Source organism: Citrobacter sp. RHBSTW-00017, from assembly GCF_013797615.1.
Taxonomy (GTDB): Bacteria; Pseudomonadota; Gammaproteobacteria; order Enterobacterales; family Enterobacteriaceae; genus Citrobacter; species Citrobacter braakii.
The window spans coordinates 2,428,386-2,442,807 of the sequence record NZ_CP056899.1 but is presented as its reverse complement, the minus strand read 5'-3'; the positions used below and the strand labels follow the sequence as shown (position 1 = coordinate 2,442,807).

14 protein-coding genes are annotated in these 14,422 nt (G+C 49.6%); 8 read left to right on the top strand and 6 right to left on the bottom strand.

Translation table 11 applies throughout. The features are described from left to right. Positions 1 to 309 precede the first annotated feature (309 nt). Both HV037_RS11830 and HV037_RS11825 read left to right on the top strand, forming a co-directional pair. Entirely contained in the window at positions 310 to 2,424 is a 2,115-nt protein-coding gene (locus tag HV037_RS11830; protein ID WP_181500352.1) for an EAL domain-containing protein, read from the top strand. 67 nt (positions 2,425 to 2,491) lie between these two features. Then, on the top strand, positions 2,492 to 3,724 hold the full coding sequence (locus HV037_RS11825; RefSeq protein WP_181500351.1) for a sensor domain-containing diguanylate cyclase: 1,233 nt from the start codon (positions 2,492 to 2,494) through the stop codon (positions 3,722 to 3,724). Positions 3,725 to 3,736: 12 nt separating this feature from the next. On the opposite strand, the gene smrA is transcribed toward HV037_RS11825, so the two are convergent. Continuing rightward, entirely contained in the window at positions 3,737 to 4,300 is a 564-nt protein-coding gene (gene smrA, locus HV037_RS11820) for a DNA endonuclease SmrA (protein ID WP_053388543.1), read from the bottom strand. Positions 4,301 to 4,513: 213 nt separating this feature from the next. Between smrA and ogt the strand changes: the two genes are divergently transcribed. From ogt to uspE, 3 genes are all read left to right on the top strand, one after another. Next, on the top strand, positions 4,514 to 5,029 hold the full coding sequence (ogt, locus tag HV037_RS11815) for a methylated-DNA--[protein]-cysteine S-methyltransferase (RefSeq protein ID WP_103928244.1): 516 nt from the start codon (positions 4,514 to 4,516) through the stop codon (positions 5,027 to 5,029). A 194-nt stretch (positions 5,030 to 5,223) separates the two neighbouring features. Further along, on the top strand, positions 5,224 to 5,976 hold the full coding sequence (gene fnr, locus HV037_RS11810; protein ID WP_003020397.1) for a fumarate/nitrate reduction transcriptional regulator Fnr: 753 nt from the start codon (positions 5,224 to 5,226) through the stop codon (positions 5,974 to 5,976). Positions 5,977 to 6,127: 151 nt separating this feature from the next. Next, positions 6,128 to 7,078: a universal stress protein UspE gene (gene uspE / locus HV037_RS11805; protein WP_016153204.1), complete on the top strand. Its 951-nt coding sequence runs from the start codon at positions 6,128 to 6,130 to the stop codon at positions 7,076 to 7,078. A gap of 48 nt (positions 7,079 to 7,126) precedes the next feature. Here uspE and HV037_RS11800 read toward each other — a convergent pair whose 3' ends face one another. Continuing rightward, the gene (locus HV037_RS11800; RefSeq protein ID WP_003020403.1) at positions 7,127 to 7,387 is read right to left on the bottom strand and encodes a DUF2534 family protein; all 261 of its coding nucleotides are present in this window, start codon (positions 7,385 to 7,387) and stop codon (positions 7,127 to 7,129) included. A gap of 243 nt (positions 7,388 to 7,630) precedes the next feature. Between HV037_RS11800 and HV037_RS11795 the strand changes: the two genes are divergently transcribed. Further along, complete coding sequence (locus HV037_RS11795) at positions 7,631 to 8,662, top strand: mechanosensitive ion channel family protein (RefSeq protein WP_016153205.1); 1,032 nt, start codon at positions 7,631 to 7,633, stop codon at positions 8,660 to 8,662. A 201-nt stretch (positions 8,663 to 8,863) separates the two neighbouring features. Here the strand turns inward: HV037_RS11795 and HV037_RS11785 are convergent, their stop codons facing one another. Then, on the bottom strand, positions 8,864 to 9,271 hold the full coding sequence (locus HV037_RS11785; RefSeq protein ID WP_029139554.1) for a cupin domain-containing protein: 408 nt from the start codon (positions 9,269 to 9,271) through the stop codon (positions 8,864 to 8,866). Between the two features lie 215 nt (positions 9,272 to 9,486). Then, positions 9,487 to 9,870: a VOC family protein gene (locus HV037_RS11780; RefSeq protein ID WP_047358107.1), complete on the bottom strand. Its 384-nt coding sequence runs from the start codon at positions 9,868 to 9,870 to the stop codon at positions 9,487 to 9,489. Between the two features lie 117 nt (positions 9,871 to 9,987). On the opposite strand from HV037_RS11780, the gene HV037_RS11775 reads away from it, so the two are divergent. Continuing rightward, positions 9,988 to 10,758: a DeoR/GlpR family DNA-binding transcription regulator gene (locus HV037_RS11775; RefSeq protein ID WP_065554831.1), complete on the top strand. Its 771-nt coding sequence runs from the start codon at positions 9,988 to 9,990 to the stop codon at positions 10,756 to 10,758. A 107-nt stretch (positions 10,759 to 10,865) separates the two neighbouring features. On the opposite strand, the gene mppA is transcribed toward HV037_RS11775, so the two are convergent. Next, positions 10,866 to 12,479 carry a murein tripeptide ABC transporter substrate-binding protein MppA gene (mppA, locus tag HV037_RS11770; RefSeq protein ID WP_016153209.1) on the bottom strand — a complete coding sequence of 538 codons (1,614 nt, stop codon included), beginning with the start codon at positions 12,477 to 12,479 and terminating at the stop codon, positions 10,866 to 10,868. Positions 12,480 to 12,663: 184 nt separating this feature from the next. On the opposite strand from mppA, the gene mpaA reads away from it, so the two are divergent. Beyond that, entirely contained in the window at positions 12,664 to 13,392 is a 729-nt protein-coding gene (gene mpaA, locus HV037_RS11765) for a murein tripeptide amidase MpaA (protein WP_016153210.1), read from the top strand. On the opposite strand, the gene ycjG is transcribed toward mpaA, so the two are convergent. Beyond that, complete coding sequence (gene ycjG / locus HV037_RS11760; RefSeq protein ID WP_181500350.1) at positions 13,367 to 14,332, bottom strand: L-Ala-D/L-Glu epimerase; 966 nt, start codon at positions 14,330 to 14,332, stop codon at positions 13,367 to 13,369. The genes mpaA and ycjG overlap by 26 nt on opposite strands. Between the last annotated feature and the right edge of the window lie 90 nt (positions 14,333 to 14,422).

Here is a 14,422-nt window from a genome sequence, read left to right as displayed (position 1 = left end):
CCAACAGACCTTTTACTTAAGTCAATAAATTACACTGGCCATTCATAATAGTTCAGCACTTTATCCCACCAATGGCGGTAATGTTCCCCACCATCAGATTATTGTGATGGCGAGCACGTGACGAGCATAAAACACACAGAAACATAGTTTTTATGAATGTTTATATAAGTAAAGGCTTGTCATTTTCAATATCTTGCCCTTCGCTCTAATACTCATTGTAAAAACACAAGAACATTCCTGGTTTTATCAGGTTAACTGGACAAAACCTGCTAGATTTATCATCACGGCTTTTTTTCGATAGGTAGCAAGATGTTGCACGTGTCGTGGGACCCTGTATTGATTGGGATTTCCTTTGTTGTCGCATTTATTGCCTCCTTTATTGCCCTCGACAGTGCGGGTAAGGTAGCAATCTCCAGCAAACGTGAATCTACCTTCTGGCGGCTATCTGGCGGCGCTACGCTGGGTATGGGGATCTGGTCGATGCATTTTATCGGTATGCTGGCCATGAAAATGACTATGCCGATCAATTATCACCTATCACTCACCGCGTTTTCGTTCTTTATTGCGCTCATTTCTGCAACCCTCGCCATCAATATCGCTATTTCCGGTAATACGTTATCAACAAAACGACTGGTCATTGCCACCAGCATATTGAGTGCCGGCGTTGTCACGATGCACTACGTTGGCATGTATGCCATTATCGAACATGTGGCCATCTCATGGGATCGCTCGCTGATTTTGCTCTCTGTAATTATTGCCGTCGTTGCGTCTGGCGTAGGTTTATGGCTGGCCTTCCATTTACGCCAAAACACCCGTCGCGTGCTGATTAACCGACTTATTGCTGCCCTTATTATGGCGCTGGCAATTGCTTCTATGCATTACACCGGTATGGGAGCGGCAACGTTCACCCATTTTGGACACACTGCGCACGATGGGCTCAGTACGCTGGAACTCTCTGTCTGGGTCTGCGCCGTCACGCTGATTATTTTGGGTATCATGCTGGTCGTCTCGATGGTGGATTCACAACTGCGCACTTCCCGACTGGCTGACAACCTGCATCAGTTGAACTGCCAGCTTGAACATCAGGTCCACTTCGACGCGCTGACCGGACTAGCTAATCGAACGCAAATTGATACCTGCTTACAGGCCTGCCTGCGGCATTCCAAATTGCATCAACAGCATTTCGCGTTGGTATTTATCGACCTCGATCGTTTTAAAGTCGTTAACGATACCTGGGGGCATCACATCGGTGATCAACTGCTGATTGCCAGTACACAGCGTATCTACAGTTGCCTTGATGACTCAATGACGCTGGCAAGACTGGGGGGAGATGAATTTATCCTGCTGGTTCCAGACTGCAACCCGCAGGCTATCTCCGCCTTGCTTGCGCAAATTTCAGATGCGATCGGTGACCCCTTTACCTTATTCGGTCATACCATTCGGGTTTCGTTAAGTGCGGGGAGCAGTATTTATCCCGAACATGGCTCGACACTGCATGAGCTAAAAGTGAAGGCCGATATGGCGATGTATCATGTCAAACAGGCGGGCAGAAACGGCTGGGCTATTTATAGTCCCCAGATGGAAGCTATCGCTGATACGCCGCCGACATTTCTACAGGAACTTTCACAAGCGCTTGAACGCAACCAGTTTGAGCTATGGTATCAGCCTAAATATACCGCCGGAGATCATTCCCTGACTGGTTTTGAAGCATTATTACGCTGGCATCATCCGGAGCGCGGCATGCTGCTACCGGCTGAATTTCTGCCTGCGCTGGAAGAAACGGGCCTGATTATTCCCGTCGGCAAATGGGTTATCCAACAGGCATGTTTGCAGTTGCATCAGTGGACATTACAAGGGAATACAGAATGGACGCTCGCCGTTAACCTCTCCCCCGCCCAGTTTGAACAGCATGATATTATTGATGTTGTTTGCAACGCCCTGGCGCAATACCAACTTTCACCTGCCTGTCTCACGCTGGAGCTCACGGAGAGCACTGCACTTAAAAATTTAAAACGCAGTATTGAAATCCTGAATGCTTTCTCTGCTTTGGGGATCACCGTTTCTATTGATGATTTCGGCACTGGTTATTCAAATATACTGATGTTGAAGTCACTTCCGGCACGGGAATTAAAAATCGACAGGATATTTGTCAAAGATATTAGCGAGAACAGTAAAAATACAAAAATTGTGTCTACCATTATTGACATAGCTCACTCCATGAATATGCGCGTGGTGGCTGAAGGAATAGAAACCCAGGAGCAGGAATTACTTCTTACCCAGATGGGATGTAGCATGCTGCAAGGTTTCCTGTTTGCAAAACCGCTGCCAGCGCATAAGATTCATGAACTGATACAACCAGAAAACAGCATCAAACAAAAGCCAGTCGTACAACCCTTGTCTCACCGACAATCAATAACTTTGTGAGACTGTAATATCTAAAATATTCGCCATTAAACGGGCAACACAGCAGATAAAGATAACGGGATTATCGATGAGCACAACCGAGCTGCATTCACTGGATTTGTTAACCTTTCCGGTGTGGATTGTTTCGCCACAAACTGAAGAACTGGTGTTCGCTAATATCGTTGCACGTGAGCTAATGCAGGATCTCTGTTTTTCCCCACTGCGCAAGGGCATATTCTCAACGCATTCTCAACATGATTTAACCATGTATCTCAGTGACTTGAGCAATCATCATCACGTTGTTGAGATCCTCACGGTTTACCGCGATGGTGAGGAAATCGCGTTGGCTAGCCGCCTGTCCATTAAATCTCTGCCGGGCGTGGGGGATGTTATCCTTTTCGAAGGCATTGAAACGCCTACTGCGCAAGGTCTGAAAGCCAGCCGTTCAGCAACTTATCAACGAAAAAAACAGGGCTTTTATGCGCGTTTTTTCCAGACCAACTCCGCGCCAATGTTACTGATTGATCCGTCCCGCGATGGCCTGATCGTTGATGCAAACCTCAGTGCCCTGAATTTTTATGGTTACAACCTTGATGTGATGTGCCAGAAACATACCTGGGAGATCAACATGCTGGGCCGCCATATATTGCCGGTGATGCATGAAATCGCCCATCTGCCCGGCGGCCATAAGCCTTTGCACTTTGTCCATAAACTGGCAGACGGCACCTCACGTCATGTGCAAACCTACGCCGGACCGATTGAAATTTACGGTAATAAACTCATGTTGTGCATTATTCATGACATTACCGAACAAAAACGGCTGGAACAGGAGCTTGAGCATGCCGCTCTGCGTGACCCTTTAACGGGATTACTTAATCGCCGACATTTTTATCAGGTAACCGAGCCGGAGCAGACGCATGCGGTATCATTGACGCAGGACTACAGTCTGTTGTTGATCGACATCGATCGTTTTAAAAGCATTAACGATCTCTTCGGTCATTTAAAAGGCGATGAAGTGCTTTGCGCTCTGGCCCGCACGCTGGAATCCTGTGCACGAAAAGACGATCTTATTTTTCGCTGGGGTGGTGAAGAATTTGTGCTGCTGCTACCGCGAACCTCGCTGGATGTCGCCCTCAATCTTGCAGAAGTGATCCGCGCAACGGTAGCCAAGGTTACTCTCCCTGGTCTTCCCCGCTTTACCGTCAGCATTGGCGTTGCGCGGCACGAAACGAACGAAAGTATTGATGAATTATTCAAACGCGTGGACGACGCGTTGTACAAAGCCAAGCACGAAGGCAGGAACAGAGTACTGGCCGCCTGATGAATACGTTGATCAGCGGCTGCGCTTAGCGTGACGCTCCCAGTTTTCCTGTTTTGCCTGCGCGGTTTTACGTAATGCCACATAGCATGCCCCGCTGCCGCCGTGATGCGGCAAAGCGGCGCAGTAGGCCTGGACGTCATCAAATTCTGTCAGCCAGCGCGCCACATAGCTGCGAACAATATTGGCATGAGCATTATCGTCACGCCCCTTACCGTGTATCACCAGCACGTTACGTAATCCATCTTGCTGTGCCTGTAGAATAAAACTGAATAGCATCTGGCGGCATGTTTCTACGGGCTGGCGGATGAGATTAAGGCTCGCCTGCTGCGGATATCTTCCGGTTCGCAGTTTGTCAGTCACGCCGTGCTGTAAACCTTCGCGACGAAACTCAAGCGGCTCGTTCAACGGGATAATATCGAGAAACCCCGTCGTGAGAAAGTTATCCAGTTGAAGCGTATCGATACGCGCCGGAGTGCGGATATTACGCGTTGGCTGCCAGTGTACATCGGCGCAGCCCTTCAGTGGTTGGACATCCCCCATAGCATCCAGAAACAGCGAAGCATCATCAAGATTCATGTTTCTTCCTCCAGCGAATTACGACGAGCATTATCATAACCGCGCACTATTATACCGACAACGGTTTACGATTATTTCCAATAATTCACCTGGCTCGCTCCGCTGAAAAGATCTACTCACGACATACAGATATCCGTTTTTAGGGGTATAGCTGCAACTGTTGCTGCCGTGATAATGTGTAACCTCGCCTGAACGCTGTAATGAGAGAAACGGATGCTGAACTTACTGGAAGACACCATCGACACGCCGCTGGGCCCGCTGTGGGTTATTTGTGATGAGCAATTTCGCCTGCGCGCAGTGGAATGGGATCAGCACCGCGATCGCATGGAACAATTGCTGGATATTCATTACCGCACAGAAGGTTATCAGCGTATTACAGCCAAAAACCCTGGCGGATTAAGCGATAAACTGTCGGAGTATTTTGCCGGGAATCTCAGCATTATTGACACGCTGGAAACGGCAACGGCTGGCACGCCTTTCCAGCGTGAAGTCTGGCAAGTATTACGCACTATCCCGTGTGGGCAAGTCATGCACTATGGTCAACTGGCCGAACAGTTAGGGCGCCCCGGTGCAGCAAGAGCCGTCGGTGCGGCCAATGGCGCCAACCCGGTAAGCATTGTGGTCCCCTGCCATCGCGTCATTGGGCGTAACGGCACCATGACTGGATATGCTGGCGGCGTGCAGCGAAAAGAGTGGTTATTGCGTCACGAAGGTTATTTGCTACTCTAGATTCCAGGCAATTAATGCCTTATCCGTCACACTTTCGCATAATGTGACCACAAATTTAATGCGGTTAATCAAGGAGTTACAAACATTCATTCCGGTTATACCTGAATTATTCTCTATTGGGAGTAGCTCAGGCTTACGTGCTCACCAAAAAGATGTTAAAATTGACAAATATCAATTACGGCTTGAGCAGACCTATGATCCCGGAAAAGCGAATTATACGGCGCATTCAGTCTGGCGGTTGTGCTATCCATTGCCAGGATTGCAGCATCAGCCAGCTTTGCATCCCGTTCACACTTAACGAGCATGAGCTTGACCAGCTCGATAACATCATCGAGCGCAAAAAGCCTATCCAAAAGGGGCAAACGCTCTTTAAAGCAGGTGATGAACTTAAATCACTCTACGCTATCCGCTCCGGAACGATTAAAAGCTATACCATTACCGAACAAGGCGATGAGCAAATTACCGGCTTCCATCTGGCGGGTGATCTGGTCGGTTTTGACGCGATTGGCAGCGGACATCACCCGAGCTTTGCCCAGGCGCTGGAAACCTCAATGGTTTGCGAAATTCCTTTCGAAACCCTTGATGACCTGTCCGGAAAAATGCCGAATCTGCGTCAGCAGATGATGCGTCTGATGAGTGGCGAAATCAAAGGCGACCAGGATATGATCCTGCTGTTGTCGAAGAAAAATGCAGAAGAGCGCCTGGCGGCCTTTATCTACAACTTGTCTCGCCGCTTTGCCCAGCGCGGATTCTCGCCTCGTGAGTTCCGTCTGACCATGACCCGCGGCGACATCGGTAACTACCTGGGTCTGACGGTTGAAACCATCAGCCGCCTGTTGGGTCGTTTCCAGAAAAGCGGTATGCTGGCAGTGAAAGGCAAATACATTACTATTGAGAATAGCGACGCGCTGGCAGTTCTTGCTGGCCACACGCGTAACGTTGCGTAATCTTTCCGCAAGCATTTCTGTTATCCTTCTGTCAAATCGCTAAATTTTCCCGATTTATTGATCTGGCAGGAGGTTCTCCCCTGTTTCAATCCACATTATTGGGTTACTCTTTTAATTACAAACTGCGATGACAGTTGTAAGGAGACCCTGTATGGCTATGTATAAAAATATGCTGGTCGTCATCGATCCAAACCAGGACGATCAACCAGCATTACGGCGAGCTGTTTATTTGCATCAACGGATTGGTGGCAAAATTAAAGCCTTTTTGCCAATCTATGACTTTTCCTACGAGATGACTACCCTGCTGTCGCCCGATGAGCGTACGGCAATGCGTCAGGGGGTCATCAGCCAGCGAACAGCATGGATCCGTGAACAAGCAAAATACTACATCGAAGCAGGGATCCCTCTTGAAATTAAAGTGGTATGGCATAACCGTCCCTTTGAAGCCATCATCCAGGAAGTCATTAGCGCTCAGCATGACCTGGTCCTCAAAATGGCACACCAACACGACCGCCTCGAAGCCGTAATTTTCACCCCTACCGACTGGCATTTATTGCGCAAATGTCCAAGCCCGGTATGGATGGTTAAAGATCAGCCATGGCCTGAAGAGGGTAAAGCGCTGGTTGCGGTGAACCTCGCCAGTGAAGAGCCTTATCACAACGCGCTCAATGAAAAACTGGTCAAAGAGACGCTGCAACTAGCAGAACAGGTTAACCATACTGAAGTGCATCTGGTTGGCGCCTACCCTGTTACGCCAATCAATATCGCAATTGAACTACCTGAGTTTGACCCCAGCGTTTATAACGACGCGATCCGTGGACAGCATCTGCTGGCCATGAAGGCATTGCGCCAGAAATTCAGTATCGATGAGAAAGTGACGCACGTTGAAAAAGGATTGCCTGAAGAGGTCATTCCTGATTTAGCCGAGCACTTGCAGGCGGGTATTGTAGTACTGGGTACCGTCGGTCGTACCGGTATTTCTGCCGCGTTCCTTGGTAACACCGCTGAACAGGTTATCGATCACCTACGCTGCGACCTGCTGGTCATCAAGCCGGATGAATATCAGACGCCAGTTGAACTGGATGATGAAGAAGACGATTAACCACACAACTCAATGCCGGATGGCGATCTCATCCGGCATAACAAACGCTTAGTGTTGCTCTTCGCCGCCGAGGAAATAGATTCCCAGCGGGATAGCCAACAGAATCGTAAACACCATGCTGTAGACACAAATCATTGCCGATTGAATAGCGTACATTGAAGCGGTCCAGTCGGATAGCGGAATGTCATATTGTTCAATCACACCACCGATCGTCGCTCGCGTCACGACCGACGCTGCGATAATAAACACCCCAAGCAGGCACAACAAAAACTTCCGTCCCTTCGCTGTCTTCAGCTTAGCCATGATCATAGTACTGTCCTTTTGCTGATGAAAACCTTGTTACTTTGCGCTAACAATACCATGACATCAACTGACTGTCTGCTACATAAACCGCTTTCAGGGTGGATACCAGCGCTATTTCGCCGAAAATAGCGCTAATTGCATTATATATCTCCCCTATGGATTAATGATCTGACCGCCAGAACTGAGTAAAATATTCGAGGATTAGGATATCAGAAGATATTCCACTACCACGGAGCTGTTGGAAGAATCATGATCGCTGAACTGTTTATAAATAATGCGTTTAATTTGACGGTAATTCTCAGCTGCTGTGCCGCGCTGGTTCTGATGAGCGTCTGGTATCATCGTGGAGAGCGTCGCTGCAAAGGATTCATATTTCATGCCGCGCAATTTCTTGTCTATGCCATTATCATCGGGACGTTAGGCAGTATTGCTAATAACGTTATCGAAAATTACAGCCTGAAATTTATCTCCTCCAGCGTGGTCGACTTTATCTGCACCTCGTTGATTGCGCTGATCCTTACCATCAAACTTTTTCTGGTAATTAATCAGTTTGAAAAGACGCAGATTAATAAAGGCAGAGATATCACCAGCGCGAGGATCCTGTCGCGAATCATCAAGATTACCATCGTGGTTGCCATCATTTTGCTGTATGGCGAACATTTCGGTATGAGCTTATCCGGCCTGTTAACCTTCGGCGGCATCGGCGGTATCGCTGTAGGTATGGCAGGCAAAGACATTCTGAGCAACTTTTTCTCAGGGATTATGCTCTACTTCGACAGACCCTTTAGCATCGGCGACTGGATCCGCTCCCCGGACCGCAATATTGAAGGTACAGTTACGGAAATCGGCTGGCGAATGACCAAAATAAACACCTTCGATCATCGTCCGTTATATGTCCCGAACTCGATTTTCTCCTCTATCAGCGTAGAAAACCCAGGAAGGATGACGAATCGCCGCATCAAAACGGTGATCGGGTTACGATATGAAGATGCTGATAAAGTCAGTGCCGTTGTCGAGTCGGTCAGAGAAATGCTGCAAAACCATCCGGGAATAGACCAGAAACAAACCCTGCTGGTTTATTTTAATGAATTCGCCGATTCATCGCTGAATATCATGGTGTATTGCTTCACGAAAACCACCGTGTGGCAGGAATGGCTTGCGGTACAGCAGGACGTTTATTTAAAGATTATTTCGATAGTCAAGGCACACGACGCCGACTTTGCGTTCCCCAGCCAGACGCTGTATATGGATAATCCTGAAGTATCGCCATCGACACACTAACAAAAGAAAAGGCGCGGAAATCCGCGTCTTTTTTCTGCACTTATTTCAATGAGGCAATATCAATGACAAAGCAGTACCAGCGCCAGCGTTGGAATATACGGATTCAGGTCATGTAGATACGGGACTGTATCAATAATCAGCTCAAAGTGATTCACTTCGGGCATCGGATTCTTTACCTGCAGAACGCGTGCCCCGCACAGCTCAGGGGAGCAGGTTGTACTCAGTGTCGCTTACCGGTTCAAGCCACTCGTTCGATGCGCCAGCTGCCGGGATTTCCACAGCGATATGGGCAAACCAGCTATCACGCGCGGCACCGTGCCAGTGTTTCATTCCCGCCGGGATGTGTACGACATCACCAGTTTTCAGTTCGCGCGCCGGTTGATTCCACGCCTGATACCAGCCTCTGCCGCCGGTCACCAGCAAGATTTGTCCCCCTTGATGATGGATATGCCAGAAGTTACGACAGCCCGGCTCAAATGCTACGTTACCAATGACCACGCCTTCCATGGAGAGCATAGTCAGATAGCTGTCGCCAGTGAAATATTTCGCATACGCTTCATTTTTCTCTCCGCGAGGAAAGACGCTGTTACCATCAAATTGTTGACTCATAATCTCCGCGCCGGCGCTGGAGACGGTATTCCGTTGATTTTGCATTTCGACTCTCCAAAACGGTGGCAGCACGCGCCACCGATGCTGAAAACTATAAAAATTATAGAGACTCGACAGGCGGGTGATTAGAGGTGAAAAGAAGGACAACCTTATGAATCATGCTCATCAATAGTCGGTAACAGGTACAACATTTCTACTGGAGATGGCGTGAAGCCTTAGGCCACAATTTCAATCAAGTTGCCGTCAGGATCGCGTATCACCGCTTCGTAATAGCCATCACCGGTGGTGCGCGGGCCAGAAACTAATATCCCCTGTTCTTTTGCACGCATCGCCATGGCATCAACGTTTTCACTGCCGCCAACTGAAATGGCGAGATGCACCCAGCCTGAGGTGTTATTGTCGGGAGCATGTTTTGTCAGTCCAGGCTTAGTCATTAACTCAATCGCGATATCCTCACCAATTTTGACAAAATAGGATTCAAATCCAGGATTGGTTTTACTGCAGTATTTTTCGTTGATCTTTGCGTCAAAAAACGTGACCCAGAATTGAGCTTGTTGCTCAAGATCCCGTGTCCATAACGCCACATGCGCAACCTTCATAGCTAACCTCTTCTTGTTGTATCCAAACAATAGGTTCCCTAAAGGGATGTTGACATCGTGAACCATAATGCACAATTATGCTTGTTATTGCTCGATGTTTATTTCACTGGAGTATTGATGCTCGATTACGCAGCATTCCCTGAACAGCGCCAGGCGCTTATCTATCAGATCTTGCAGGAAAACGGCAGAGTCATCTGTTCCGAACTCGCCAGTAGGTTAGGCGTTTCGGAACATACAATCCGTCGCGATCTGCATGAACTGAGTAAAGATGGCGTGTGTAAAAAAGTCTATGGCGGCGCAGTCATTGCACTCCCTGAATCCGAAGACATCACCGTGCGCAAGAGTATTAATGTGGCGAAAAAGAGCAACATCGCGCAGAGATGCGCCCGGATGGTCAAATCCGGAAGCTGCATTTTTATCGACACGGGCAGTACTAATCTGGCGATGGCTGAAGCCCTACCCGCCGAGCTGGCGTTAACCGTGGTAACAAATTCCCCGGAGATTGCCGCCGTTTTACTAAAAAAACCACTGTTTGACGTCATTATGCTGGGCGGCGCGGTGCAACGATCTTCTGGAGGGTGCGTGGGTGCCACCGCTATCTCGCAGGTGCAGGGCATTTTATTCGATCAGGGATTTATTGGCGGCTGCGCGATGTCGCCTGAATCCGGCTTAACCGGATTTGATTACGCGGATTGTGAGTTCAAAAAAGCGGTGATCAAACAGTGTAATGAAACCATTGTCGCGCTGACGGCTGAAAAGATCCCGGCCGTCGCCCGTTATGTCGTTACCGAAAGTAGCAATATCGATGTAATTGTCGTCGAGGAAAATATCAGCAAAGAGTATGCCACGGCGTTTCAGGCGCACGACATTCGTATTTATACAGTGTAACCCATTCTATTGGGTGATACTTTTCCATTGCTTTCATGACCCACCTTCCCTACAGCCTTGTCTGTTCGGGAAATCGCCAATGCAACGTCCCGAACAGGCCAGCGATATCAGTGCTTCACAATATACATTGTGCGGCTATAAGCCACATCTTCAGGGTTAGTAATCGGATACCCTTTCAGCCACGGTTTAATTAAACGCCCGTTGGTGTACTGATAAATCGGCGCAATGGGGGCCTGTTCCATCAGAATGTTCTCCGCAGCGTTATAATCAGCATTGCGTGCTTTCTGCGTATTCTCCAGGGTTGCCTGGGTCAACACTTTATCGTACGCCGGATTATTAAAGCGGGAGATATTGCCCGTATGGGTTGATGTTAATAGCGACAGGAACGTAGATGGCTCATTGTAATCGCCCACCCACGAGGCGCGGATCACATCAAAATTACCGGTATTGCGGCTATCGATATAAGTTTTCCACTCCTGGTTTTGCAGTTTCACGTCAACGCCGAGATTTTTCTTCCACATAGACGCAACAGCAATAGCGATCTTCTGATGATTTTCAGAGGTGTTATACAGCAACGTCAGTTTAAGTGGTTTCTGTGGACCATAGCCCGCCGCACGCAGCAGCGTTTTCGCCTGCGCGTTCAGCTCTTCCTGACTCATTTGCTCAAACGGTGAAGGTTCCGGCACAAACCCTGCCGTTACATCCGGCGTAAAATGCCATGCGGGCTTTTCGCCGGTACCCAGAACTTTCTCCGCCATCAGGCGACGATCGATAGTCATGCTGAGCGCCAGGCGCACGCGTGAGTCGGCAGTCGGCCCCTTCTGGGTATTAAAGGCATAATAGTAAGTGCCAAGCTGCGGCGGGGTATAAACCTGGCCCGGGATGTCCTTCAACAGTTTCTGATACATGTTTTTCGGGAACGACTCGGTAATATCGATATCACCAGCAAGATAGCGCTTGGTCGCTGCCGATTCCTGGTTAATAGGCAGGAAGGTGACTTTTTGCAGCACCGTTTTGGCGTTGTCCCAATAATGCGTGTTCGGCACAACGTCCAGTTTTTCGTTCACCACGCGATCTTTGAGCACATAAGCGCCGTTACCAATTAGATTACCCGGTTTGGTCCAATCTTTACCGCTCTCAACATTAGCTTTTTGTACCGGATAGAAAGCAAAACTCGCCGTCAGATTGGCAAACCATGGCAGCGGTTTATCCAGTTGGACCTTCAATGTACGCGCATCGATCGCGCTAACGCCGAGCTTATCTGGCGAGGCTTTTCCATCAATTATCGCCTGTGCGTTGTTAATACCCGCCAGCGCAGCAAACCAGGCAAACGGCGACAGCGTTTTCGGGTCAACCAGACGCTGCCAGCTATAGACAAAATCCTGCGCCGTTACCGGCGTACCATCTGCCCATTGCGCATTGTCGCGCAGCGTAAACGTCCAGATACGGTTATCGTTGCTTTTCCACTGAGTGGCAACACCGGGCACAATCTCGCCCTTCTCATTCTGGTTGACCAGCCCTTCAAATAAATCACGAATAACCTGAATTTCAGGAAGCCCGACGGCCTTTGCCGGATCCAATGACGCCGGTTCGTCTTTGATATGACGCACCAGTTCTTGTTTTTCTGCCAGTACCGTTCCGCTGGGAACATCAGCAGCCCAGGATAATGAAATGCTGCTTACCAATAGCGCACAACAGGTTACTGAAACAGAATGCTGCATAAAATACCCTCAATTCCGGCTACTAAGTGAATGTGTAATTATTTGTATCGCCAGCAGGAAATGCAATTAACTTTCGACAAGGAAATAATATTACATCTGAAAAGATAAGTGTGTGAAAACGATTTGATTATCCATACATTTTGCACAACACTGCGAGTAACAATCCACGCATTCAGAGATGACTATGACCGTTACCCGACCCCGTGCCGAGCGCGGCGCATTCCCACCTGGAACCGAACATTACGGACGTTCATTATTAGGCGCGCCGCTAATCTGGTTTCCCGCAATGGCGGCCGATCGTGAAAGCGGTCTGATACTGGCAGGAACGCACGGCGACGAAAACGCATCGGTTGTCACCCTTTCCTGCGCATTGCGTACGCTTAATCCTTCCTTACGTCGTCACCATGTGGTGCTGGCGGTTAACCCTGACGGTTGCCAGCTCGGGCTGCGCGCAAATGCGAACGGAGTGGATCTAAACCGTAACTTTCCCGCTGCCAACTGGAAAGCGGGTGAAACGGTGTATCGCTGGAACAGCAGCGCAGAAGAACGCGATGTGGTGTTGTTGACCGGCGAAAATCCGGGCTCAGAACCAGAAACCCAGGCGCTGTGCCAGCTTATTCACCGAATTCATCCTGCGTGGGTGGTCTCTTTTCACGATCCGCTGGCCTGTATTGAAGATCCCAGACGCAGCGAATTAGGCGCGTGGCTGGCGCAGTCGTTTGAATTACCCCTCGTCACCAGCGTAGGTTATGAAACGCCCGGCTCATTTGGAAGCTGGTGCGCAGACCTGAACTTACACTGTATAACCGCCGAATTTCCGCCCATCTCTTCAGATGAAGCGAGCGAGAAATACCTGCTGGCCATGTCCAATCTCCTGCGCTGGCACCCTAGAGATGAAGTTGTCCGGTCGTAAAATGCAGGGCCGGCTCCGCGTCGCTGGCAAGCCAGGTCGGGCCATCAAGATCGGCAAAGTTAACCTGCGGCGTAAGGGGTAACGCCGCGCCAATCGCCCGGGAAGTACACAACATGCAGCCCAGCATTAGCGTAAATCCCTGCTCGCGGGCTTCGGTTGCCAGCGCCAGCGCCTCCGTCAGGCCGCCTGTTTTATCCAGTTTGATATTGACCATTTCATAGCGCCCGTGCAGCGCTTTCAGGCTGCTGCGGGTGTGGCAGCTTTCATCTGCGCAGATCGGCAGCGGATGCACAAAATTTTCCAATGCGGCATCGTCCTGCGCTGGCAGCGGCTGCTCCAGCATCGCCACCCCTAAATCAGCCAGCAGCTGGCAGCGCGCCGCCAGACCTTCTGCCCGCCAGGATTCATTGGCGTCGACAATAATCGTTGCATCAGGGACTGCGGCACGAATAGCAACCATCCGCTCGCTAATCAAGCGCGCATCCAGTTTAACTTTTAGCAGTTTCGCGCCATTTTCCCACAGTGCAGCCGCACTCACCGCCATTTGTTCCGGCGTGCCAATCACCACGGTTTGCGCCGTCGTCACCACTTCCGCCAGCTCACTTCCCACCAACTCTGCCAGTGACAATTGCTGTTGACGCGCACTCAGATCCCACAACGCGCAGTCCACAGCATTACGCGCGGCTCCCGCTGGCAGCAGCTTTTGCAGCTCTTCACGCGTCAGTCCATTTTCCAGTTGTGGGGCAATGCTCATAATTTGCGCCAGCACTGAGGCATCGCTTTCACCATAGCGCGGATACGGTGTGCACTCGCCGATACCCGTGACGCCGTTTTCTGCCACTTCAACCACTACCACATGCGCTTCGGTTCTGCTCCCACGGGCAATAACAAAGGGAGTGCGCAGCGGCCAGGCTTCCTCATACACCTTAACTGTTCTCATTTGCTTTCCTTAATGCAGTCCCTGAAGCGGATATCCGCAAATAGCGTTTGCCGTGTTAACTGCTGATGGCATAAACTAGCCTCGACGTTA

What these genes read in the sequence shown, in the direction of transcription:
- mppA (WP_016153209.1), bottom strand. Translation starts at nt 12,479, where the DNA reads ATGCAGCATTCTGTTTCAGTAACCTGTTGTGCGCTATTGGTAAGCAGC.
- fnr (WP_003020397.1), top strand. Translation starts at nt 5,224, where the DNA reads ATGATCCCGGAAAAGCGAATTATACGGCGCATTCAGTCTGGCGGTTGT.
- smrA (WP_053388543.1), bottom strand. Translation starts at nt 4,300, where the DNA reads ATGAATCTTGATGATGCTTCGCTGTTTCTGGATGCTATGGGGGATGTC.
- ogt (WP_103928244.1), top strand. Translation starts at nt 4,514, where the DNA reads ATGCTGAACTTACTGGAAGACACCATCGACACGCCGCTGGGCCCGCTG.
- HV037_RS11825 (WP_181500351.1), top strand. Translation starts at nt 2,492, where the DNA reads ATGAGCACAACCGAGCTGCATTCACTGGATTTGTTAACCTTTCCGGTG.
- HV037_RS11795 (WP_016153205.1), top strand. Translation starts at nt 7,631, where the DNA reads ATGATCGCTGAACTGTTTATAAATAATGCGTTTAATTTGACGGTAATT.
- mpaA (WP_016153210.1), top strand. Translation starts at nt 12,664, where the DNA reads ATGACCGTTACCCGACCCCGTGCCGAGCGCGGCGCATTCCCACCTGGA.
- ycjG (WP_181500350.1), bottom strand. Translation starts at nt 14,332, where the DNA reads ATGAGAACAGTTAAGGTGTATGAGGAAGCCTGGCCGCTGCGCACTCCC.
- HV037_RS11830 (WP_181500352.1), top strand. Translation starts at nt 310, where the DNA reads ATGTTGCACGTGTCGTGGGACCCTGTATTGATTGGGATTTCCTTTGTT.
- HV037_RS11775 (WP_065554831.1), top strand. Translation starts at nt 9,988, where the DNA reads ATGCTCGATTACGCAGCATTCCCTGAACAGCGCCAGGCGCTTATCTAT.
- HV037_RS11785 (WP_029139554.1), bottom strand. Translation starts at nt 9,271, where the DNA reads ATGAGTCAACAATTTGATGGTAACAGCGTCTTTCCTCGCGGAGAGAAA.
- HV037_RS11780 (WP_047358107.1), bottom strand. Translation starts at nt 9,870, where the DNA reads ATGAAGGTTGCGCATGTGGCGTTATGGACACGGGATCTTGAGCAACAA.
- uspE (WP_016153204.1), top strand. Translation starts at nt 6,128, where the DNA reads ATGGCTATGTATAAAAATATGCTGGTCGTCATCGATCCAAACCAGGAC.
- HV037_RS11800 (WP_003020403.1), bottom strand. Translation starts at nt 7,387, where the DNA reads ATGATCATGGCTAAGCTGAAGACAGCGAAGGGACGGAAGTTTTTGTTG.